Below are 22,224 nucleotides of genomic sequence, written 5' to 3'. Positions count from 1 at the left end.
GGCTAACTAACCACAAGCAGCTTTCCCAAAGGGATGGCCAAATCAGGCGGCAAGGGAGCATCAACATGCGTAAGCTCGTCCGACTCGGGCAAATAAAACGATAGCGCAGAGGCATGCAAAAACAAACGCTTTATACCCTGCCCGCGCATTGCTTCATTGATCTCATCATTGCCATACTTTTCATCACCCACTAGCGCACACCCTGTGTACTGAGCATGCACCCGAATTTGATGAGTCCGGCCAGTAATCGGCCGCGCCTCAACCAAACTAAAACCATCAAAACGTTGTAACAACTTAAACTCAGTCAAGCTTGGCTTACCTTCGGGATGAACCCGCACCACCCGCTCTCCACCTGCCACCTCTGTTTTCAACAAAGGCGCATTGACCTGATGGGCGCGCTTGGGCCAATCACCAATCACCAGTGCCTGATACACCTTGGTTATACCCCCCGCACCTGCAGACTTGTCGCGCAACGCAGCTTGCAGGTGACGCAAATAGCTACGTTTTTTAGCCACCATAATGCAACCAGACGTATCCCGATCAAGGCGGTGCACCAACTCCAAATGACGAGCTTCGGGGCGCATCTGGCGCAGCGTCTCAATTAATCCGAGCGTAATGCCGCTACCGCCATGCACTGCCAAACCCGGCGGCTTGTTGATAATCAATAGGCCATCATCCTCAAACAGGATGGATCTGGCCAGCAGCGCCATCATTTGATGGCTCGCTTTAGCCTCAGTCCCCGCCTCCGCAGTCCTTATCGGTGGAACCCTGACCGAGTCGCCCGCCATTAATTTGTATTCAGGCTTTATCCTTCCCTTATTAACACGTACTTCGCCCTTTCGAATCACATTATAAATTTTCGATTTGGGCACACCTTTGAGACGTGCAATCAGGAAGTTATCGAGTCGCTGACCAGCCTGATCTTCATCGATAGAAATGATCATCACCTGTGCAAATGGAGAGGATTCGATAGTTTGAGATGTATTTTCAGGGGATATTTTCATAACCGCCATGATACCCGATACCACCTGATAACCGAACCAGCCACACCATTTACAGAGCTAAAAACTTATGTAAATCACTGATTTAATTGCCGCATATGAAGAGAGCTGCTATATTCAGGTAGCTGATACAGGCTGGTTTCCGGATCGCGCGCAAAAGACAGGCGCATCATTAGGAAATACCGCTGACAGCAGGAGCGCCTGCTTCAATACACTATTAATGTATGAAGCTCCCGCTCTTGATGACACTGACAACGATAGAACGCAAGCCAAGCTTGCCAACTATCCTAACAATCGCGTCAACCAACGTTGCACTCATTGTTAACACTGTTTTTGTTTTGCTGAACTCAAGAAAGCTCTATTTGTAAATTCCGGATAACAGCGTCGCATGCGATGCACAACTGTATCCGATGCTAATTTTGCAGGTTGCCAAATTAAATCTTGTGGTTTGACTGTTAAAGCTAACCGCCTGATTGAGAAGCCGATTTGAAGATCGATTATCTTCACACTGTCACTCGATCAACCGAGATCAATAGATGAACAACCCGGCCGCAATAGGATGGAATACCGCCTTGGCCGAGCACCACAATAAGCACTACAAATAGGAAAGCCGGAAACTCCGGTGTACATGAATGAGCCAAATGGGCCATCTGGTTATTAAAGGCTAGTATTGCAGCCGCTGTAAAGCGATCACACTGCGCAAGCCAACAGGTAGACCCCACCAACCGCTAGTACGAGCCCATCATCAATCGGGTAGCGCATTAGTCCACAAGGTTGCGCAAAACATCGCCGTGTTCACCTTGATTGTCGCGTCAGCCAGACGCTCACAAACAATTAGGTAACACATGAAAAGAATGCTCATCAATGCAACTCAGCCTGAAGAGTTGCGCGTGGCGCTAGTCGATGGACAATGGCTTTACGACCTAGACATTGAAAACCGCAACCGCGAACAAAAGAAATCAAACATTTATAAAGGCCGCATCACACGCGTAGAACCAAGCCTCGAAGCAGCGTTTGTTGACTATGGCGCAGAGCGTCATGGCTTCCTCCCACTGAAAGAAATCTCTCGCGAATACTTCACCAAAAACTCTGGTGATTCAGACGGCCGCATAAAAATCAAAGATGTGCTGAAAGAAGGCACCGAAGTCATCGTGCAGATCGATAAAGAAGAGCGCGGCAACAAAGGCGCCGCCCTCACCACCTTCATCAGTCTTGCCGGCCGCTATTTGGTCTTAATGCCCAACAACCCGAGAGCCGGCGGCATTTCCCGCCGCATTGAAGGCGAAGACCGCGCCGAATTGAAAGACGCCCTCGGCGAAGTAGAAGTCCCTAACGGCATGGGTGTAATCATCCGCACCGCCGGTGTTGGCCGCAGCTCCGAAGAATTGCAATGGGACCTCAACTATCTGTTACAACTATGGGAATCCATAGCAACAGCAGCAAAAACCTCCCCCGCACCTGCATTTTTATTCCAGGAAAGTAACGTTATTATTCGCGCAATCCGCGATTACTTACGTCAGGACGTCGGTGAAGTAATTGTTGATAATAAGGAGGCTTTCGATCTTGCAGCAGGATTTATCCAGCAGGTAATGCCGAACTACCGCAGCAAAGTAAAGCTATATCAAGACGACATCCCCCTGTTTAACCGCTACCAAATCGAGTCTCAAATTGAGACCGCATTCCAACGCGAAGTTAAATTGCCATCGGGCGGCTCAATTGTTATCGACGCGACCGAAGCCTTGGTTGCAATCGACATCAACTCCTCGCGCGCCACCAAAGGCGGCGATATCGAAGAAACCGCACTGCAAACCAATCTGGAGGCGGCGGATGAAATCGCACGCCAATTGCGCTTGCGCGATATGGGTGGCCTGATCGTAATCGATTTTATCGATATGCAACCCGTACGCAACCAGCGTGAAGTTGAAAACCGCGTACGCGACGCATTGATGATGGACAGGGCGCGCGTACAGATCGGCCGCATATCCCGCTTTGGTCTGATGGAAATGTCACGCCAACGCCTGCGCCCATCACTGGGCGAAACCCACTCCAAGATCTGCCCACGCTGTGATGGTGTAGGCAACATTCGCGGCACCCGCTCACTTGCCCTATCAATTCTTCGCCTGGTTGAAGATGAAGCGCAAAAAGAACGCAGCGCAGAAATCCGCGCAATTTGCCCGGTATCTGTTGCCACCTACCTCTTGAATGAAAAACGCAAAACAATCTCCAGCATTGAATCCCGCAACAACACCCGCGTAGTGATTGTACCTAGCGCCGAATTAATGACACCGCATTTTGAAGTCCAACGCTTGCGCGATGACGACGAAGGCACTCTGGAAACCAGCTATAAAATTGTTGCGCACACTGACGAAACCAAAGCTGACGAAGAAGACTTCAAAGCAAAACCCATCAATGCGCCCAAGCCACTTGTACAACCAAGCAGCCCAAGCCAACCAGCACCTGAGCCGGTTAAAAAGCCCGGCTTGTTAGCGCGTCTGATTGGTTCAATTAGCAGCATTTTTGGCGGTGAGAAAAGCGAAGAAAGCAAAGGCAAGCGTGAACATAAACGCGATACTCGCCGCAACTCAGGCCGCAATAACCGTCGCGATGGCCGCAATAACCGTCGCGACAAAGATCGCAAAGAAGACCGTGAAATTATCGACAATCTGGATCACCGTCCAGCCGGCGAAGCAAAACCTGCGCGCGAGCAAGAAAAACGCGAAAGCGGTAGAGACGGCGAAAAACGCGATAACTTTACTCGCGATAGCAATGAACGCAGACCGCGCAACAATCGTGACCAACAACGCGAACAGCAACCACGCGATTCACAAGCTGGCGATGATGAACCACGTCAACCACGTAATCGCAACCAACGCAATGAGCGTGACAATAGTCGCCGCCAAACGATTAAAGAAGAGCCTGCGGTTATTGCTGAAGTAGCTATCAACAACAATGATGCAATCAACACCCAGGAAGAAGGGGATGATCAACGCCCATCCAAGCGCCCTGCTGGTCGTCGCACCCGTTCGCAACAACGTCGCCGCACTCGCCATGGCGGTGAGGGTATAGAAGGTGAAAACACTTCATTCAATACCGAAGAGGAGGCAGTGATCACACCAACGGTATCCGATGAACCAAAAGTGCTGAGCGAATCTGCACAGCTGGCACAACAAATTTCTGCCGCTATCGCAGAACACGCTCAACAAGCTCAAGCCACCAAAGTTGAGCCCGAAACTGGTGCAGAAGAAAATGTACCGGCTGCCGAAACCTCAAACACAAGCAGCGCTGAGCCGGGTGTCGATACATTTGCCAAACCGATTGAACCCCATATCGAAGCCGCAGCTGTAATTGCCATAAGCGAGGAGAAAGCTGCACCTGAGGCCATTTCAGCTCCCGAACCAGTAACCGCAGAAACCATTGTCAATGAGCCTGCTGCAGCTACAACTGACGTGGAGATTGAGACATCCGAGAGAAAGACTATTACTGAAGTGAATCTTGCCCCTCCGGCAAGAGCCAGCAATGATCCACGCAAAGCGCCCAAACCCGTAAGCCAGGTAAGCATTATTACCGAAACTATCGAAAGTCAGGCATCGCGTGCGCTGGACACCAGCTTGCCTCCAAGCGTCGACCACAACCCCCGCCCACTGGCCAGGCCATCAAATGATCCGCGCCTGAATAAGCGCAGCACTACCGAGCAATAATCTTAATTCAAAAAATAAGATGGCCGAATTGGAAACAATTCGGCTTTTTTATACTCAGCAATCAGGGTTAGAAAAAATTAAGTGCAACATTCAGCTATAAAAATAACTTTTTACACTTGCCCAATAAAAAAAGCTATGTATAATTTGCCGCACTCGGAAGGGTGGCAGAGTGGTTTAATGCACCGGTCTTGAAAACCGGCGTAGGTGCGAGCCTACCCAGGGTTCAAATCCCTGCCCTTCCGCCATAATCAAAAGGCGCTAGAAAAACATCTAGCGCCTTTTTTATTGGTCTTTTATTTACCTTTTTCGCAGTGAACACCGGTCACTTTCTCTGGTCAAACTCTGCAAGCCCACCTCAACTAAAAGCCCGTAAATAAGAAGTAAAATCGTAATAGCTTGGCTTTGAGGTTGCTTATTTGTATTATCGCCCAAATCTACTTAATACTATTTCAGTAATTTTTAATTGGAGGGTTTTATGCAAGAAGTTTATAGCACTGACACAGCTCAGCCACTAAGCCAGACCGAGACGAGTAAAGTCCTGCGTAATACTTATATGCTGCTGGGTTTGACCTTGGCATTTAGCGCCTTGGCAGCAGGAGTATCTATGGCAATGGGCATTGGCCACGGTGCAGGACTGATCATGAGCCTTATCGCGATGGCACTTATCTGGTTTGTGCTCCCACGCACAGCCAACTCAGCCACCGGCCTGCTCGTTGTATTCGCATTTACCGGTTTGATTGGTGCCGGCCTTGGCCCAATCATTAATCGCTATCTCAGTATGGCGAATGGTTCGGCAATTATCATGCAAGCGCTTGCGGGAACCGCAATCGTTTTCGTTGGACTATCCGCTTACGTATTAACTGCTCGTAAAAGCTTCAATTTCCTCGGTGGATTTGTTGCCGTTGGCATGATGGTAATGCTCGCGGTAATGGTATTCTTGTTAGGTGCATCATTTTTTGGCTACCAGTTTTCCGGTTTGCAATTAGCGTTCTCTGCTGGCATCGTTTTATTAATGTCCGCATTAATTCTCTACCAAACCAGCGAAATCATTCACGGCGGCGAAACAAACTATATTATGGCGACCACCAGCCTGTTTCTTTCTATTGTGAACCTATTTACGAGCTTGCTACATTTACTTGGCGTTACCAGCGACGAGTAAGATTATCCAGACGTTCACCCAAGGCTCCCTTCGCGGAGCCTTATTTTTTGGGCTTCATCTTAATCATGATTTTTTCACTAGCGGTTTATGCTGCCCCCTATTCATCACAAGCAAGCCACAGTGCTTATCAGTTTGCATTGGCGGCCCTGCTCCAAGGACACAGCGTACACCGTGTATTTTTTTATCAGGATGGAGTTCATAATGCGACCAATCTGGCAGCGCCTCCTCAAGATGAATTTAATTTACAGGAAGCATGGCAGCGCTTGGCGAATGATCACAAACTGGATTTAGTTGTATGTGTAGCGGCTGCTTTGCGACGAGGAATCCTCGATGAAGCTGAAGCTAAACGCTACGACAAGCCTTCACACAATCTCGCCAGTGAGTTCACAATTAGCGGCTTGGGGCAATTGGTCGAAGCCGCCGTCGTATCTGATAGATTAATTAGCTTTGGTTAACTGGTATGAACAAGAAAATGTTACTGATTAGCCGACAAGCTCCCTTTGGCAAGAGCACTGCAAGAGAAGCGATCGATATCGCACTGGCAGCCTCTGTCTACGATCAGGACATAGGAGTTCTATTTATGGACGATGGCGTTTTTCAGCTACTGAAAAGCCAAAAAAGCCAAAATATAGATCAAAAAAATATCGCCTCTATACTGTCTGCGCTAGCTTTATACGGAATAGAGAATATTTATGTACATCAAGAATCTTTAGATGCAAGAACAATAAGAACTGATGAACTAGTCATTGATGACTTACAACTGTTAAACAATAAGGACATAGGACACCTGCTAAACCAGCAGGATCAACTCCTGAGTTTTTAATATGAGCATTCTGCATACCGTTAACAAATCACCTTTTGCACACAACACCCTATTCTCTTGCCTTAAGGTATGCACAGAGCGCGATGGGATTTTACTACTGGAAGACGGTGTATTCGGAACAATCACTTCCGCTCCAGGGGCAGATGAGTTACAGCTGCTAATCCAACGTGGGGTTAAGGTTTTTGCATTGATAAATGATATAAAAGCCCGGGGATTGGAGGAAAAACTGGCACCGAACATCGAGCTAATTGACTACAACACATTCGTGCAATTGACGCTCGATCATCGCTGCGTGCAAAGCTGGTATTGATATGCAGCTCAATATAGACGGGCGCATTATTGCGTTAGATAAAGATGGCTACCTGATCAACCTTAATGACTGGGATAAGGAAGCAGCCGAGGCACTTGCAGCACAAGAAAATATTTCACTCACACCTCAACACTGGGAGATTATTTATCTGCTGCAAGAGTTCTATCGGGAATTTGAATTGTCGCCAGCGATGCGCGCACTTGTAAAATATACCGAAAAAAAACTTGACCCAGAAAAAGGAAAAAGTATTTATTTACTACAACTTTTCCCCCCCAGCCCCGCTAAAATCGCCAGCAAAATTGCCGGACTGCCACGCCCGACAAATTGCCTGTGACTATTTAGCGCTATTTGAATCACAATTTATTTTTATCAAAATAGTCTTTCGTTAATCTCAACACCACAGGGCTCAACAACAGCAACGCAACCAAATTGGGAAGCGCCATAAGTGCGTTTAGCGTATCCGCCAACAACCACACAAAATCTAACTGAAACACTGCACCACCAAATACAGCCAACACCCAAAGGATTCGGAAAGGCAATACTGTTTTACGGCCAGCCAAATATATCCAGCATTTTTCACCGTAATAGCTCCAACCCAAAATTGTTGTAAAGGTAAAAATCAACAAGGCTATTGCCACCAAGTAACCACCAATACCCGGTAGCGCAGACTCAAACGCAGCAGTCGATAAAGTTGCACCCTTTACACCACTAGTCCAAACACCAGAACAAATAATTGCCAGCCCCGTCATACTACAAATAATAATAGTGTCGATAAAAGTACCAATCATCCCTATCAAACCTGAACGCACCGGGCTATTTGTTGTCCCGGCAGCTTGGGCGATACCCGCTGTGCCAAGACCAGCCTCATTGGAAAAAATGCCGCGAGCAACACCATACTGCATCGCCATCATCACTGCAGCACCAGCAAATCCGCCAGTTGCAGCAGAAGGAGTGAAAGCACTGGTGAAGATCAGCACGAAGGCATCAGGTACACGATCAATATATATTCCCAATACAACAAGGGACATCACCACATAACCGACACACATAAATGGCACCAGCGAAGCGGATACTTTCGCAATGCGTTTAATGCCGCCTAAAATGACCAATGCCACAATAATCGTCGTCACCAAACCAGTAACCCAACGCTCAATGTGAAAAGATGACTCCATGACTTCAGCCATACTGTTAGACTGCACCATATTGCCAATACCAAAACCGGCCAAACCACCAAAGATAGCAAACGCAAAGCCCAACCATGCCCAAGACTTACCTAAACCATTTTTGATGGCATACATGGGGCCACCGATGTATTCACCACGCTCATCCTTCTCGCGATAATGCACCGCCAATACTATCTCCGAATATTTGGTGGCCATACCTACAAGTGCCGTACACCACATCCAAAACAAAGCGCCCGGACCACCCAAAAAAATGGCCGTAGCAACACCCGCAATATTCCCTGTACCCACAGTGGCAGAAAGACACGTCATCAATGCCTGGAAGGGACTCACATCACCAGTATCGGCATCCCCTTTAACCCTACCACCCCACATTAAACGGAATCCCATCAAAATCCGTAGCAATGGCATTCCCTTTAACGCCACCATCAAAAACAACCCCGTACCGAGAATCAGGATTAGCATGGGCACACCCCAGACCAAGCCATTTAACAAGGCTACATAGTGATGAATAAGCTCCATAAAGACTCCGGAATAATTATAAGGATGGGTAGTCAGGGCAATAAAAAAGGGGCCTAAGCCCCTTTCTGGTTTCTTAACTCCTAGGCTGCATCAATAGATTTGATGGTGCCTTTTGGAAGTACTGCGTGCACAGCTACTTTTTGGAATTTGAGCTCTACGTTATTTCCCGTTTCGATGACAACATAGTTATCGTCAACTTTGAGAATCTTACCCAGCATGCCACTGGTCATTATCACCTCATCGCCTTTCGCCAGAGCTGAAACCAGATTCTGATGCTCTTTTTGACGCTTACGTTGAGGACGAATAATCAGCAGATACATGAACAGGAACATGCCACCAAACATCAATAAAGTAATCATAGGATTACTCTGTGGCGCCGGTGCCGTTTGAGCCTGAGCCATTGCGGATGCTATAAAGAAACTCATGAAACTAACCTCGTAGAATAAAGAGCGCTAACTGTACCTGTTTTGAAAGGCACAGGCAATTAGCACTCTTTAATCGAACGAGGTCGTTGGCTGGGAGCAAGAAAACTACGCGTAATCGCGGAATAACTTTCTAAAAACGCTGGGTGACAAGCTGGTCCACCGCTTAAACGCATTAGTGAAACTAGTGCGATCAGAAAAATCCAAGGCCTTAGAAACAGTATCAACGCTCATATGCTCATCAATCAAATACTTGATCGCATAATGAAAACGCAAGACATCACGCAGCTGTGCAAAATTCGCGCTCTGTTGCTGCAATCGACGTTGCAAGGTCCTTTTCGACAGCTTTAAGTCCTCAGCAATTCGATCAATAGACAAATCATCGCGGCCGACTCTCTGCTTCAGAGCATCGATCACTCGGGCCGAAACCCCTTCAAATTTAGGAATATCAGCCATAGCAAGATATTCCGCATAAGATCTGACCTCAGACCCTTCAAAGGAATTTTCAGAAAAATGTTCGCTGTTACGGTAAATTCGCTGTAATTGGATCATCCAGGCGTCTCCTTTGCCAATTAAGGGCGTTTATGAAATCAATCAGGAGTGTTTTTCCTTGGTAAAAGCACAAGTTACCAAATTTTCAAGCACCATCCATGATTTTTTCAAATTACACTCAGCTAATAGGGATTATAGACGAACTATTTTTGAATCAAAGAGAAATGCGTATAATTTCCAATCAAAACAGAAGTTTTTTATCACAAGAAATTATATTAAAGACGGTTTAAATGCCATTACGCAAAATACTGAGTACTTCTTGATCATGGGTCTTGGTATTGACCTTATCGAGGATATGTTTCAAGCGCCCGTCTTTGTCGATAATAAAACTAGTACGCAATATCCCCATGAATTCGCGCCCCATAAATTTTTTGAGCCCCCAGACACCGTATTTTTCTGCCAACGCGTTGTCTTCGTCCGATAATAAATCAAAATTCAAATCGTACTTATCAATGAATTTTTGCAATTTTGATGGTGCATCTGGGCTAACCCCCAACACTACCGTATCTAATGCATCAAATTCTGCATACGTATCCCTGATACCGCAGGCTTGAACCGTACATCCTGGCGTTGAAGCTTTAGGATAAAAGTACAAAACCACATTCTTTTTACCTTTGTAATTTTTTAGCGCAACATCAAGCCCTGTCTGATTCTTCAGGGTGAATGTTGGGGCGAGATTGCCAATCTTGGGAAACGTCATTCGCTTGTGAACCTTCGACTATGTTGTGTATAAATTATTGGGAATTGAGATAAAACTTTACGCCTTATCAAGACTCCTCGATCAGTTCAGACTTTACTACAGAACAAAATAATAAAGATCCAAACTGCGAAATCATTCATCTGATCCAAACGCACCAAAGAGTGCATCTTTCTCCTCAGTTGTTACGGTAGTTTTGACATCCGCCGACTCAATAACAGGGCCTTTCACGCAATTGCGGCCAGCATGTTTGGCCTGATACAACCAGGCGTCTACACGCTCGATAAAACCTTCAGGGCTATCACTGTGACTACCCCGGTATTCATCTACACCCAAACTCGCCGTTATAGTGATTAACTCTTGCTCGTGCACCAAGGGAGTGATTGCAATGATTTCACGCAACCGCTGAGCAACACTCATTGCCTGCCGTAGGTCAGTATTTGGTAACAAAATCACAAATTCTTCACCGCCAAAACGACAGGCAAAATCCAATTTCCGAACAGTCAATCCAATTAATTGGGCAATATGGGACAGAGCTCTATTCCCCAACTCATGGCCCCAGCAGTCATTAAAACCTTTGAAATGATCTATATCCAAAATGATGAGTGATAGCGGCTGAAACGAACGGCTTGCACGCTCCATTTCTAACGGCAAGGCATCGGAGAAAAAACGAAAATTATAAAGCCCTGTTAGCGCATCGGTACGTACTTGCTCTTTCAGTAAACCGACCTCTTCTCGCAAGGTTTGCAGCTCCTGCAAAAATTGGCAGGGAGCATCGCCAAGCGGACAGGAGCGTGCAACAAAATCGGAAGGAGATGCAGGAGAATCCATAAACAGTGCTTTTGTTCAAAAGTATTAATAGATATGCCGGATCAAGTCTAGCCGAAGTAATCCGCCATAACCAGAAACTATTTTTTATGTAATCCCCAAAAAAAAAGCCGTGAAAAATCACGGCCTTTCATCAATATCAATCACGATAGATCTTTACCAAATCACTATAGTGATCAATTCGCCTATCGCGCAAATAAGGCCACATGCGTCGCACCTGTTCGCTGCGTAGCAGATCAATTGCAACTACCGCGGTCTCTTCCTGATCAACACTTGCACACAACAAAAATTCACCCTGGGGACCGGCAACAAAACTGCTACCCCAGAAATTCAAGCCAGCGCCACCTGCTGGATCAGGTTCATGACCTACGCGATTGACGCTAATGACTGGCAGACCATTGGCAATTGCATGGGCGCGTTGTACCGTAATCCATGCGTCACGCTGACGCACTTTTTCATCCGCAGCTTCGTTAGGACTCCACCCAATAGCCGTTGGATAAATTAATAACTCTGCTCCAGCCATTGCCATTAAACGTGCAGCCTCAGGAAACCACTGATCCCAACACACCAGGATTCCCAATTTACCAACTGATGTCTGGATTGGCTGAAATCCCAAATCACCCGGCGTAAAATAAAATTTCTCGTAATACCCAGGGTCATCGGGAATATGCATTTTGCGATACTTTCCCGCGACACTGCCGTCGCGCTCGATAACCACAGCCGTATTATGATGCAGGCCCACAGCGCGCTTTTCAAATACTGACGCAACAATAACGATATCCAGTTCTTGCGCGAGCGTACCCAAAGCTTGAGTACTCGGCCCCGGAATTGTTTCCGCCAAATCAAAATGCGCAGCAATTTCCTGCTGGCAAAAATACAATCCGCGATGCAGCTCTTGCAACACCACCAACTTTGCGCCCTGCCCGGCAGCAATACGAATCTGCGCAATAGTTTTTGCAAAATTAGCAGCGGTATCTGCAGTACAGGATTGTTGCACAAAACCCACTTGTAAGGTTTTTACGACAGAATTTTGCATCAAATTTGCTCCCGCACACCTTCAGGAATTTGCATGGTAATGCAGTGTAAACTTCCGCCCTGCTCTATCAAGGATAAACAGGGAATGCCAAAAATTTCATAACCAGGAAACGCTTGTGATACCACTTCCAATGCATCTTCATCCATCGGCAAACCATAAATAGGAACCAGCACCGCCTCATTGGTAATTAAAAAATTTGCATAGGTTGATGGCAGGCGCTCATCACTCTCATCACCTAACACTTCTCCCGCCCAAGGCAATGGAAGTAATCGATAAGGCTCACCCTGTGCATTCGTAAAGGATTGCAACTGAGCTTCCATTTTTTTGAGCTCGCCGTAATGCTCATCTTGCTCATCATCGCACGCAGTATAGACAATTGTATTATTGGGGCATAAACGCGCAAGCGTATCAATATGGCCATCGGTATCGTCCCCTGCGAGATAACCATGATCCAACCAATTAATTTTTTGCACACCAAACGCAGACATTAAACGTGCTTCAATATCCGCCTTTGATAAATTGGGATTGCGATTTGTATTGAGCAGGCAGGATGAAGTGGTCAGCAAAGTACCCTGCCCATCTGTCTCAACAGACCCTCCCTCAAGTACCCAATCCTGAGGTTCGATCGTCGCGTACGGAAACGCATTTTGCGCGAATAGTTGGCGGGAAATTTGATCATCCAGATCATGGGGGAACTTATTTCCCCAACCATTAAATTGGAAATCCAATAGTTTATATCCATCAGGCGTTTCAACCGTTAATGGACCGTGGTCGCGCGCCCAGCTGTCATTACTCGCGCAGGGATAAAGATGAATATATTCCAGCGGAGCCCCCATAGCTTCAAGACGGGCGCGGACTTCATCTACCTGCGTTTCAGGCACAGCGATAATAACGTCGGCATAATCACAAATCACCGTCGCCAATGCCTCATAGAGCTCAACAACGTCATCCAGAATCCAATCCCAAGGAGAGTTTTTATGCGGCCAGGTCAACATGACGGCATCTTGTGGTTCCCATTCAGCGGGCAATCGTTGGCTTGACATAAAATTTCCTCATTAAAACGCAAATGGCCAGTCACTGGGCTGGCCATTATAAACAAAGCGGCTGCCGCAATGAATTAGCGTGGTGAAATAGTCTCCTGTGCGGGCAGGGAAATAACTGTCTCTACTTCTTGCCCTGCTCCCTTTGTCGAGGCTTTTTGCGCTTTCACACCAGGTTCACCCACCTGCAAAATAGCAGCGATAACACGCGAGGACTTCTGCCCATCAGCTGTAATCGTTATATGCAGCTGAATATAAAAGCGCCCTTCGGCATTGGCGTTGATTGTCAGTGGCACCCCATATTCACCACCCTCGTGTAACTCAAATTCAAAATGATGCGCGGAGGAAACAATCGCAAGTCCATCGCTGGTCGATACATCTACCGTCATTTTACCTTCATGGTTGGGCGACAATAATTGCAACTGGTATTCATACACGCCGGGAACAGTAGCATAGAGTGGCTCGCTATTTTTTAAACTGACTGCGGCACCGGGTTTTGTACGCTTGTGTTGTTGATGCTCACTGTATTTTAAATGTAGATTTTTTTCGTTAACAGACGAGCTTATAGCTGCATTTTTAGCATTCGGCTGTGATTGCTCGGGAGCGTCCGTTGTTTTTTCTCGCGTACTTAAAATCACAATGCAGGCAAAAATAATGATTGCAGCGATAAATTCCAGGTAACTAACTGACATCTTATTCACAATTCAAGCCTCCACTTTAGTTGAGGCGCAGCGCGCGCACGTCAAAACAGGCAGTAATTTCATCTGTATTCTCTACGTCCATCGCCCTGTCATCGACAATTTCAAGGACATAGGTTCCTACCGACAAAAATCGAGATAAACTCTCCTGATCAATCTGTGTCCCTTCAGCGAAATCCAGCAGATTACCGCGGCGATAGAGATACACATCCGGGTCAGAATCGCCGGAATCATCAATTCCCTCTTGAACACTGATTTGATAAGTACCGGAAGATGCCACTTCCAACAACAGGAATTGCGCAACCGCCAGTTTGTTATAGGCACCAAAACGATTGGTACTGCATACATTTACAGGACTATTGTTTAACGGTAGAGGTTTATAAATTGGCAAGCTACCGGTGTAGCCACCGCTGTTACTTTCATCTACACCGAATGCATCGGTAGTTTCGATATTTTGTTCCAGCAAGAGCGTATTAAAATTGGTAATCTGCGTTGGGACAAGGTTGCGCAATGTATCAGCAAACACATAAATCGACGTCATTGCGGTGTTGTTAGCGTAGCCCGTCGAATTCAATGTTTTAAAGATGTCGGTAAAATCCCGTGCCGCTTTTCCATTATTGCTAGTGTAAAAATTGTAAAGTACTGACTGCACTGATGCCTCTGAATACCAACCACGCACCGTATGATTTTTACGGCTGACATTATTCGTAAAGCCATCCGCTTGTTGCAGACCACTAGCATCGCGATAATTGGGGTCATCCAGCATCATCGCTGAAAATGCGTTGGCAAAACCTTCCGACATAGCGACACGCATATCTAATTTATCGCCATATACATGGTCACCACCAACACTATCCGAGCGAGAAAAATCACTCTCAAGATAATGCCCCCACTCATGCAAAATAACATGGCGATCGTATTCATCTGTATCGTTGTTTTCATCACCTAAAATATAAATCGCAGATCCGCTATAAAAACTGGTGCCGATTTCACCCAACTCCAAATCACCATCAGCGGCTTTATTCTTAGGGCTCCAACGCAGCTCCAGCGAGGGAAAATCAATGTCATTCCCCGCCGCCATAACCTTTTCAACACCAAGCAATACTGAATCCAATATTGCAAAGGGTGCAGCAACACGTGTTTGCGTATAACCCGTGCCGGTCCAACCAGAGGCAGCATGTAAATCGCGCACTGCAGTTGCATTACTCGCCGCCACCAAACTGCCTTCCATCGCATAAAGAATGTTGCCATTGGTGTTGTCAGTCACTTTGAAATTCCAGGTTGGCAACTGGGTGCGCAAGAGCTGCGCTTTTACACGCACCTTCACGAGCTTATTGTTTTCAAAGGTAAAACTGTAATTACCAAGATTATCGCTATTGGTAGTAGCCAGAATCAGGTTATTGCTATCGAGCAATTCAACCACCAATCCACGCCCGGCACTTACTTTTGTAGCCGAATAGTTCAAACCAAATTGATTATCGTTGTGCGGGACAAAATCATAGGTCACTTTGCCACTTAGAGTGATCAAATCAGGCAGAGAAGAACTCGCAGCTGATGAGCTCGCTATTGATGAACCGGGGGTAGATGCGATTGACGAGGATATTGGCGATGAACTTGCATCGGAAAGCCCCATTGAACTGCCTGCTGAAGATGCAGGTTTACTGCTCGCCTGCATAAACCCGGATGATCCGCCGCCACCGCCACCACAAGCGAGGAGCAATGTGCAGACGCACACCAGTAGTGTTCGTCCACTCCAGGACAATATTGGTAGAGCCATAGTTGTTCTAAATTCGCGCCCCATGAGGCATACACCTTTATTGATACAAACTGATGAGATCAAGCATAGCCAAGATCACCTGAGAGCACAAAAATGAGGCTATCGACTAGCAGCCCTTGTGCCTATAATGGCGATCTATTTACTGGAGGCGTTATGCTCAAAATTCTGTTATTTGCCGTCATAGTGACCTGCATTATTATTGGCAGTGCCCGCTATAAAAAAATGGATCCAGTGCAAAAACGTAAAGCGTTATGGCGTATGGGCACCGGCGTATTCCTCGGTATTCTGATTTTGTTGGTTGTCACTGGAAAAATGCATTGGATTGGCGCTGCTTTGGGCGCTTTACTGCCTTTTCTCCGCAACGCCTACGGCTTGGTTAGCCAACTATTGCCACTCTGGTTGCAGCGCAAAAATGCACAACACAATCAGACTGACGAATCTCCGCCACTCCAGCACCCTCTGGTGCCCATGCCAATCCAGGAGGCACTGGAAGTCTTGGGCCTGTCGGGAGCAATCGACAAAGGCGAAATTACCGAAGCGATGATTCAGGATGCACATCGCCGTCTGATCCAAAAACTTCATCCTGATCGTGGCGGCAATGATTACCTCGCCGCAAAAATAAATCAGGCGCGCGATCTGTTGCTTGAAAAAATCAAACACTAATATCAGTTGCGCAACAAAAGGTGAACATAGCGCCCCAGCGAGCGATAGGGTTCTTGTTGCGAAAACTCCAATTCCAGCTGCAACAATGTCTGCGGTTCGCGCGCGCGATGCTCTTCATTAAAAATGTAATCGTGAAAAACACGAATACCACTGTGGCTGAGTAACTGCAATTGCAAATCACCAATCCAACCTAATACCTGTTGCGGGTCCAGCGGATTAATCGGAGTCAAACTACCCGCAGAACCCCCATAATCTTTGTTAATAATTTTCTTAAAATTGGTGCGCAGTAAATTTTTGTAAATCAACGAGTGAATATTATAAAATGTGAGAGATAAATAACCCTGCGGCTTGAGGTACCGGAGCAAGCACGGCAGTAAGGATTGCGGCTCCTGCATCCACTCCATGACTGCATGGCAGATCACAAAATCAAATTGCAGCTGGTCAGCAGGCAAATGTTGCGGCAAATCCTGTAGCGCGCAGTGAACCAACTGCACCCGCTCCGCTAGCCCTAATTGATCAACCTGCTCTTGCGCGAGCTTGAGCATCTCCGCCGAAATATCGCAAATCACAACCCTGTGCCCGGCTTGCGCCAATTGCAGTGAAAACTGCCCTTGCCCACCGCCAGCATCCAGGATTGTCCAGCACCCGGTAGAGACCGTAAAAGGCGCGACGGGAACATGCGCCGCACAATCGCGCTCCAGTACTGCAAGGCGAATATCGCCTTTTAAGCCTCCATAGATATTTTTTTTAAACCGTTTGGCCAGATCATCAAAATTGCGATCCTGACCGGTTGATTCTTTTGCCATATAATTCTCTTCACCTAACCAACAGCTGCTGCAGCGATATGACCTCATCGAACCACTGGTTTGTCTACATGATCCGCACAAGCGATGAGCAAGTGTACACTGGAATTACCACCGATATGGCGCGCCGCTGGCGTGAACATGAATCGGGGAAAGCGGGCGCACGCTACTTTCGCGGGCGCAAACCTGTGCAACTTTGTTACCTGGAAGCAGACCACACTCGCTCCACTGCGAGCCAACGTGAATATGCGATTAAATCCCTGAGCGCCAGCGTAAAAAAACAACTGATTGCCGAGCAACTAACACAAACACACAGGCTTATTGGCCTCCATCAACTGGAGCAATTGCCACATTGACCACTACTCCAGTGACTAAGCGCCCGATCTGTAACAAATGTAATAGACCCGTTCGCAACTGCATTTGTCCCCTGATTACCCCTATTACCAATCAGGTTGAAATCCTTATTTTGCAACATCCCGATGAAGCACCTAATGCAAAAAATACGGCGGGATTATTACATCTCAGCTTAAAAAACAGCCAACTTAAAATCGGCGAACAGTTTGACACGGAGGATTTGGATCGTTGGTTATTTGCCGACCAAAAACGACCACTGCTGCTCTATCCCGAGATAACTGAACACCAAGCGCTTGGGTTAACCGCACCGCAGCCACTTCCAACCCTAAATCCAGCCACACCTCATCAGCTACGTTTGGTGATAATTGATGGAACCTGGCGCAAAAGCCGTAAAATGCTCTACCTGAATCGCGCGCTGCAGAGCCTGCCCCGGATGATGCTGACGGAAACACCGCCATCCATTTACAAAATCCGCAAAGCGCATAGCGAAAATCAGCTTTCCACGCTGGAGGCAAGTTGTTACGCTCTACGGCAACTGGAACAACAGCAAGTGGACTATGCTCCGCTATTGACCGCAATGGGTCTGTTCGTTGCACAACAAAGCGCGTTTGTTCCCCCAAATTATGTTCAGCATGACTTACAAAATCCCTTTGCTCCCGACGAGAGAAATCCACACCTATGAGTTATCCAACGTTTGAATTACTGCGCAGCCAATCTATCGATGCGTTAAAAATCCGTGTTGAAGAATACCGCCACAAGGTGACTGGCGCACAACATATTCATTTAGCTGCCGACAACAATGAAAACGTTTTTCTCGTCGCCCTGCGTACGGTTCCACACGATTCCACCGGCGTCGCCCATATTCTGGAACACACTGCGCTCTGCGGCAGCCAAAAATATCCGGTGCGCGATCCGTTCTTTATGATGGTGCGCCGTTCGCTCAATACCTTTATGAATGCCTTCACCAGTTCTGATTGGACGGCTTATCCGTTTGCCAGCCAGAATCCAAAAGACTTTAATAATTTGCTCGATGTGTATTTGGATGCGGTGTTTTTCTCGCGTCTGGATGAATTGGATTTTGCACAAGAAGGCCATCGCGTTGAATTTGCTGAAGCGGATAACCCCAATTCTGATTTGGTGTTCAAGGGCGTGGTATTCAATGAAATGAAAGGTGCGATGAGTTCAGTCTCATCGCAAGTGTGGCATACACTCTGTAAATATCTCTACCCAACGTCTACTTATCATTACAACAGCGGCGGCGAACCGGAAGATATTCCCAATTTGACCTATCAGCAACTGCAAGATTTTTATCGCACCCACTATCACCCCAGCAATGCAATTTTCATGACCTACGGTGATATTCCTGCCGCAGTCCATCAAGAAAAATTTGAAGAGCAAGCATTAAGCAAATTTGAAAAACTCGACGAAATTATTAGCGTTGGCGATGAAAAACGCTATCACGCACCCATCGCTGTAGAGGAAGCCTATCCGCTCGACGAAAATGATGCGGATGATATTGAACATAAAAACCATGTTGTGGTTTCCTGGCTATTGGGTAAAACCACTAATCTGGATGAATCACTGGAAGCACAATTAATTTCCAATATTTTGCTCGACAACAGTGCCTCGCCATTACAGCAAGCACTGGAAACCAGCGAGTTGGGCCAAGCGCCCTCGCCACTCTGCGGCTTGGATGACTCATCGCGCGAAATGGCATTTGTATGCGGCCTTGAAGGCTGCGCATTGGAAAATGCAGCAAAAGTTGAAGCGATGATTTTGGGTATCATGCAAAAAGTCGCTGATGAGGGCGTACCACAAGAGCAAATCGAAGCATCACTGCATCAGTTGGAATTATCTCAGCGCGAAGTTGGTGGCGATGGCTACCCTTATGGATTGCAGTTGATCTTGACGGGCTTAACTTCAGCAACCCATCGCGGCGATCCTATCGCATTGTTGGATATGGATGCCGCACTGGAAAATTTGCGCCTTAAAACGCAGAACCCACACTTTATTCAGGAAACCGTACGCAAATGGTTGCTGGATAACCCACACCGTGTGCGCTTGACTATGCGCCCGGATTTAAAAATGAATGGGCGCATCCAAGCCGCTGAAATTGCACGCCTCGCGCAATTAAAAGCCAGCTTAAGCGAAGATGAAAAACAAACCATTATCGCGCGCACTCACGCCTTGCAAGAGCGCCAGTTGCAACAAGACGATGAAAGTATTTTGCCCAAAGTCGGCCTGGAAGATATTCCGGCAAACTTGCATTACACCGCTGGCAGCCACGAAAGTTTTCACAACTTTCCATTGCGCCGTTATAGCGCTGGTACCAATGGCTTGGTGTACCAGCAAATTACTTGCAAATTGCCCGCACTCACCGATGAACAAATAAGCCTACTGCCCTATTACAGTATCTGTCTCACTGAATTAGGCGCGGGCGAAAAAGATTATTTAGCTAACCAGCGCTGGCAATCCCAGGTTGTCGGCTCAATCCATGCCTTTAGCAGCATTCGCGGTGCAGGCGATGATGTGCAAAAAATTGATGCCTATTTAACCCTCTCATCCAAAGCATTGAGCCGCAACAGCGCAGCCATGAATGATTTGATGAAAAATACCTTATTGCATGTTCGCTTTGATGAACTTGGGCGCATACGTGAATTAATTGCACAAAACCGTGCACGTCGCGAGCAGAGTATTACTGGCCACGGCCATAGTTTAGCGATGACTGCCGCTTGTGCGGGAATGAGCCCCGCCGCAAAAGTATCGCATCAACTGGGCGGGCTTGAAGGTATCGCCGCTGTAAAAGCACTGGACAACTCGCTGGAGGATGAAAAAAATCTCGCTAATTTTGCGACGCAATTAAACGCAATCCATCAATTGGTTTTACAAGCGCCCAAGCAATTTTTAATTGTCGGGGAACAGGAACATTTGGATAGCTATCGCGATGACCTGCAAGCGCGCTGGACAAATGAAATAACGCGCAATGATTTCGCTTCATTTGATCTCGCCCCTGTGAGCGAAACGATCCGCGAAGCCTGGATTACCAATACCCAAGTAAATTTCTGCGCTAAAGCCTATCCCACAGTGCCGAGTGAACACCCGGATGCCGCTGCACTTACCGTGCTCGGCGGATTTCTACGCAACGGTTATTTACATCGCGCGATTCGCGAACAAGGCGGCGCTTACGGCGGCGGCGCAAGCCAGGACAGCAACAGCGCTGCGTTCCGTTTTTATTCCTACCGCGATCCACGCTTGAGCGAAACTTTGAAAGATTTTGATGATTCATTGGTCTGGCTGCAGGAGACTGATCACCAATGGCAATCCGTTGAAGAAGCCATTCTTGGTGTTATCGGCAGTATCGATAAACCCGGCTCCCCAGCCGGTGAGGCCAAATCGACCTATCAGGCAGAATTATTTGGCCGCACACGCGAGAAACGCGAGCTGTTCCGCAATCGCGTATTGGCCGTCACAGTTGCCGATCTGAAGCGCGTGGCTAATACCTACTTGGTACCAGAGAAAGCCAGCATCGCGCTAGTCACGCACGCCGGTCACAAAGAGTTGGCAGAAAAAATGGGGCTCACGCTCAAGACTTGTTAAGTAACAACCTGTAACCAAGTGTGCCGGGGCGCATAGTTTTCCCCCGGCCACATAGTTTTCCCCACTAAAGTCATCTAGTATTGCTCGATAACGAATTGCACAACAATTTCTACAATAAGCTGCATTGATACCTGCCGACACTTATGACCATCAGCCCGCTGGAATATAGCGCCGCTTCCCACCCGGGATTACTGCGCGACAACAACGAAGACTGTTTCCTCAGTCGGCCTGAACACGGGCTATGGCTAGTCGCCGACGGCATGGGTGGTCACGAAGCTGGCGAAGTCGCTAGCGCCATCGTGCGCGATACCATTGAACGCGAAACCCAAGACAACCCTAACATCTCTCTCCTCGATTCCATCCAACACGCCCATTCCAGCATCCTCACTTCGGCGGCACGAGGGATAGGCGCGCCCGGTATGGGCTCAACAGTGGTTGCACTAAAAAGTAATTCCGAAAAATATCAGGTGGCCTGGGTCGGAGATAGCCGCGCCTATTTGTGGACCCCCACGCGCGAGGGCGGACGCTTGGAGCAATTGAGTGTCGATCACTCTTATGTGCAGATGTTGGTAGAGACCGGCGTGATTCGTCCGGAAGACGCCGAATTCCATCCGGAAAAAAATATCATTACCCAATGTTTGGGGATGCAGGAGTTGGCGCAGGTCAGGGTCGATGTTGTCGAACACGAGTGGCAAAAAGATCAGTGGATTTTATTGTGTAGTGATGGACTGACTGATGAAGTCAGCGATAAAACCATCGCGCAAATTTTATGTGAGTCACAGGATTGTTTAGCGGCAGTGGATCAATTGCTACACGCCGCACTGACCAGCGGTGGGCGCGACAACATCACCTTACAAATTATTGAATCGCCCTTACGCGATAATTTCGCGCGCAAGGGTTTGTGGCAATGGGTGCCCTATCTCACCGGTAAACCCGGTACCGATGCCTGGATTTTCGGCACAGCACTGGCATCACTATTAGGGCTATTAGTTTATGTAGTACATTTTTAACAATTTCCGACACCTGTACGATTTCTAACAACATCGCACAGCAGCAAAAATTA

At 47.3% G+C, this 22,224-nt stretch carries 22 protein-coding genes and 1 tRNA gene; 12 read left to right on the top strand and 11 right to left on the bottom strand.

Features of this window, described 5'->3' with window-relative positions:
* Nucleotides 1-2 precede the first annotated feature (2 nt).
* Nucleotides 3-1,004: a 23S rRNA pseudouridine(955/2504/2580) synthase RluC gene (rluC, locus tag J2X05_RS05885; protein WP_374725255.1), complete on the bottom strand. Its 1,002-nt coding sequence runs from the start codon at nucleotides 1,002-1,004 to the stop codon at nucleotides 3-5.
* Nucleotides 1,005-1,846: 842 nt separating this feature from the next.
* Between rluC and rne the strand changes: the two genes are divergently transcribed.
* The 7 genes from rne to J2X05_RS05850 all read left to right on the top strand — a co-directional run bounded on the left by rne (nucleotide 1,847) and on the right by J2X05_RS05850 (nucleotide 7,325).
* Complete coding sequence (gene rne / locus J2X05_RS05880) at nucleotides 1,847-4,699, top strand: ribonuclease E (protein ID WP_310069995.1); 2,853 nt, start codon at nucleotides 1,847-1,849, stop codon at nucleotides 4,697-4,699.
* 155 nt (nucleotides 4,700-4,854) lie between these two features.
* Nucleotides 4,855-4,944, top strand: a tRNA-Ser gene (locus J2X05_RS05875).
* Nucleotides 4,945-5,174: 230 nt separating this feature from the next.
* A complete protein-coding gene (locus tag J2X05_RS05870; RefSeq protein ID WP_310069992.1) occupies nucleotides 5,175-5,858 on the top strand; it encodes a Bax inhibitor-1/YccA family protein in 684 nt (227 codons plus the stop codon).
* Between the two features lie 65 nt (nucleotides 5,859-5,923).
* Entirely contained in the window at nucleotides 5,924-6,313 is a 390-nt protein-coding gene (tusD, locus tag J2X05_RS05865; protein WP_310069988.1) for a sulfurtransferase complex subunit TusD, read from the top strand.
* Between the two features lie 5 nt (nucleotides 6,314-6,318).
* The gene (gene tusC / locus J2X05_RS05860; RefSeq protein ID WP_310069987.1) at nucleotides 6,319-6,681 is read left to right on the top strand and encodes a sulfurtransferase complex subunit TusC; all 363 of its coding nucleotides are present in this window, start codon (nucleotides 6,319-6,321) and stop codon (nucleotides 6,679-6,681) included.
* 1 nt (nucleotide 6,682) lies between these two features.
* Entirely contained in the window at nucleotides 6,683-6,991 is a 309-nt protein-coding gene (tusB, locus tag J2X05_RS05855; RefSeq protein WP_310069983.1) for a sulfurtransferase complex subunit TusB, read from the top strand.
* Nucleotide 6,992: 1 nt separating this feature from the next.
* Nucleotides 6,993-7,325: a TusE/DsrC/DsvC family sulfur relay protein gene (locus tag J2X05_RS05850; protein WP_310069980.1), complete on the top strand. Its 333-nt coding sequence runs from the start codon at nucleotides 6,993-6,995 to the stop codon at nucleotides 7,323-7,325.
* Nucleotides 7,326-7,344: 19 nt separating this feature from the next.
* Here J2X05_RS05850 and J2X05_RS05845 read toward each other — a convergent pair whose 3' ends face one another.
* From J2X05_RS05845 to J2X05_RS05805, 9 genes are all read right to left on the bottom strand, one after another.
* Nucleotides 7,345-8,694, bottom strand: a complete 1,350-nt coding sequence (locus J2X05_RS05845) for an alanine/glycine:cation symporter family protein (protein ID WP_310069977.1) — start codon at nucleotides 8,692-8,694, stop codon at nucleotides 7,345-7,347.
* Between the two features lie 80 nt (nucleotides 8,695-8,774).
* Nucleotides 8,775-9,119, bottom strand: a complete 345-nt coding sequence (yajC, locus tag J2X05_RS05840) for a preprotein translocase subunit YajC (protein ID WP_310069973.1) — start codon at nucleotides 9,117-9,119, stop codon at nucleotides 8,775-8,777.
* A gap of 105 nt (nucleotides 9,120-9,224) precedes the next feature.
* Complete coding sequence (locus J2X05_RS05835; protein WP_310069968.1) at nucleotides 9,225-9,668, bottom strand: helix-turn-helix domain-containing protein; 444 nt, start codon at nucleotides 9,666-9,668, stop codon at nucleotides 9,225-9,227.
* A 226-nt stretch (nucleotides 9,669-9,894) separates the two neighbouring features.
* A complete protein-coding gene (gene bcp, locus J2X05_RS05830; protein WP_310069965.1) occupies nucleotides 9,895-10,368 on the bottom strand; it encodes a thioredoxin-dependent thiol peroxidase in 474 nt (157 codons plus the stop codon).
* Nucleotides 10,369-10,500: 132 nt separating this feature from the next.
* Nucleotides 10,501-11,196: a GGDEF domain-containing protein gene (locus J2X05_RS05825; RefSeq protein WP_310069963.1), complete on the bottom strand. Its 696-nt coding sequence runs from the start codon at nucleotides 11,194-11,196 to the stop codon at nucleotides 10,501-10,503.
* 136 nt (nucleotides 11,197-11,332) lie between these two features.
* Nucleotides 11,333-12,229: a carbon-nitrogen hydrolase gene (locus J2X05_RS05820; protein ID WP_310069960.1), complete on the bottom strand. Its 897-nt coding sequence runs from the start codon at nucleotides 12,227-12,229 to the stop codon at nucleotides 11,333-11,335.
* Nucleotides 12,229-13,272: an agmatine deiminase family protein gene (locus tag J2X05_RS05815; RefSeq protein WP_310069957.1), complete on the bottom strand. Its 1,044-nt coding sequence runs from the start codon at nucleotides 13,270-13,272 to the stop codon at nucleotides 12,229-12,231. The genes J2X05_RS05820 and J2X05_RS05815 overlap by 1 nt, the downstream gene beginning before the upstream one ends.
* Before the next feature lie 74 nt (nucleotides 13,273-13,346).
* Nucleotides 13,347-13,970 (bottom strand): hypothetical protein, encoded by a 624-nt coding sequence (locus tag J2X05_RS05810; protein WP_310069953.1) that lies wholly within the window; start codon nucleotides 13,968-13,970, stop codon nucleotides 13,347-13,349.
* A 16-nt stretch (nucleotides 13,971-13,986) separates the two neighbouring features.
* A complete protein-coding gene (locus J2X05_RS05805; RefSeq protein ID WP_310069949.1) occupies nucleotides 13,987-15,744 on the bottom strand; it encodes a hypothetical protein in 1,758 nt (585 codons plus the stop codon).
* A 153-nt stretch (nucleotides 15,745-15,897) separates the two neighbouring features.
* On the opposite strand from J2X05_RS05805, the gene J2X05_RS05800 reads away from it, so the two are divergent.
* Nucleotides 15,898-16,407: a J domain-containing protein gene (locus tag J2X05_RS05800; protein ID WP_310069947.1), complete on the top strand. Its 510-nt coding sequence runs from the start codon at nucleotides 15,898-15,900 to the stop codon at nucleotides 16,405-16,407.
* 2 nt (nucleotides 16,408-16,409) lie between these two features.
* On the opposite strand, the gene J2X05_RS05795 is transcribed toward J2X05_RS05800, so the two are convergent.
* The gene (locus J2X05_RS05795) at nucleotides 16,410-17,213 is read right to left on the bottom strand and encodes a methyltransferase domain-containing protein (protein WP_310069944.1); all 804 of its coding nucleotides are present in this window, start codon (nucleotides 17,211-17,213) and stop codon (nucleotides 16,410-16,412) included.
* Between the two features lie 38 nt (nucleotides 17,214-17,251).
* On the opposite strand from J2X05_RS05795, the gene J2X05_RS05790 reads away from it, so the two are divergent.
* The 4 genes from J2X05_RS05790 (at nucleotide 17,252) to J2X05_RS05775 (ending at nucleotide 22,171) form a co-directional block, all read left to right on the top strand.
* Nucleotides 17,252-17,566 carry a GIY-YIG nuclease family protein gene (locus J2X05_RS05790; RefSeq protein WP_310069940.1) on the top strand — a complete coding sequence of 105 codons (315 nt, stop codon included), beginning with the start codon at nucleotides 17,252-17,254 and terminating at the stop codon, nucleotides 17,564-17,566.
* An 11-nt stretch (nucleotides 17,567-17,577) separates the two neighbouring features.
* Nucleotides 17,578-18,246 carry a tRNA-uridine aminocarboxypropyltransferase gene (locus J2X05_RS05785; RefSeq protein ID WP_310071320.1) on the top strand — a complete coding sequence of 223 codons (669 nt, stop codon included), beginning with the start codon at nucleotides 17,578-17,580 and terminating at the stop codon, nucleotides 18,244-18,246.
* Complete coding sequence (locus J2X05_RS05780; RefSeq protein ID WP_310069937.1) at nucleotides 18,243-21,161, top strand: insulinase family protein; 2,919 nt, start codon at nucleotides 18,243-18,245, stop codon at nucleotides 21,159-21,161. The genes J2X05_RS05785 and J2X05_RS05780 overlap by 4 nt, the downstream gene beginning before the upstream one ends.
* A gap of 143 nt (nucleotides 21,162-21,304) precedes the next feature.
* On the top strand, nucleotides 21,305-22,171 hold the full coding sequence (locus tag J2X05_RS05775) for a PP2C family protein-serine/threonine phosphatase (protein ID WP_310069934.1): 867 nt from the start codon (nucleotides 21,305-21,307) through the stop codon (nucleotides 22,169-22,171).
* The last annotated feature ends 53 nt before the right edge of the window (nucleotides 22,172-22,224 follow it).

The organism is Cellvibrio fibrivorans (assembly GCF_031457055.1).
Classification (GTDB): domain Bacteria; phylum Pseudomonadota; class Gammaproteobacteria; order Pseudomonadales; family Cellvibrionaceae; genus Cellvibrio; species Cellvibrio fibrivorans.
This window is presented reverse-complemented; position numbering and strand designations above follow the sequence as displayed.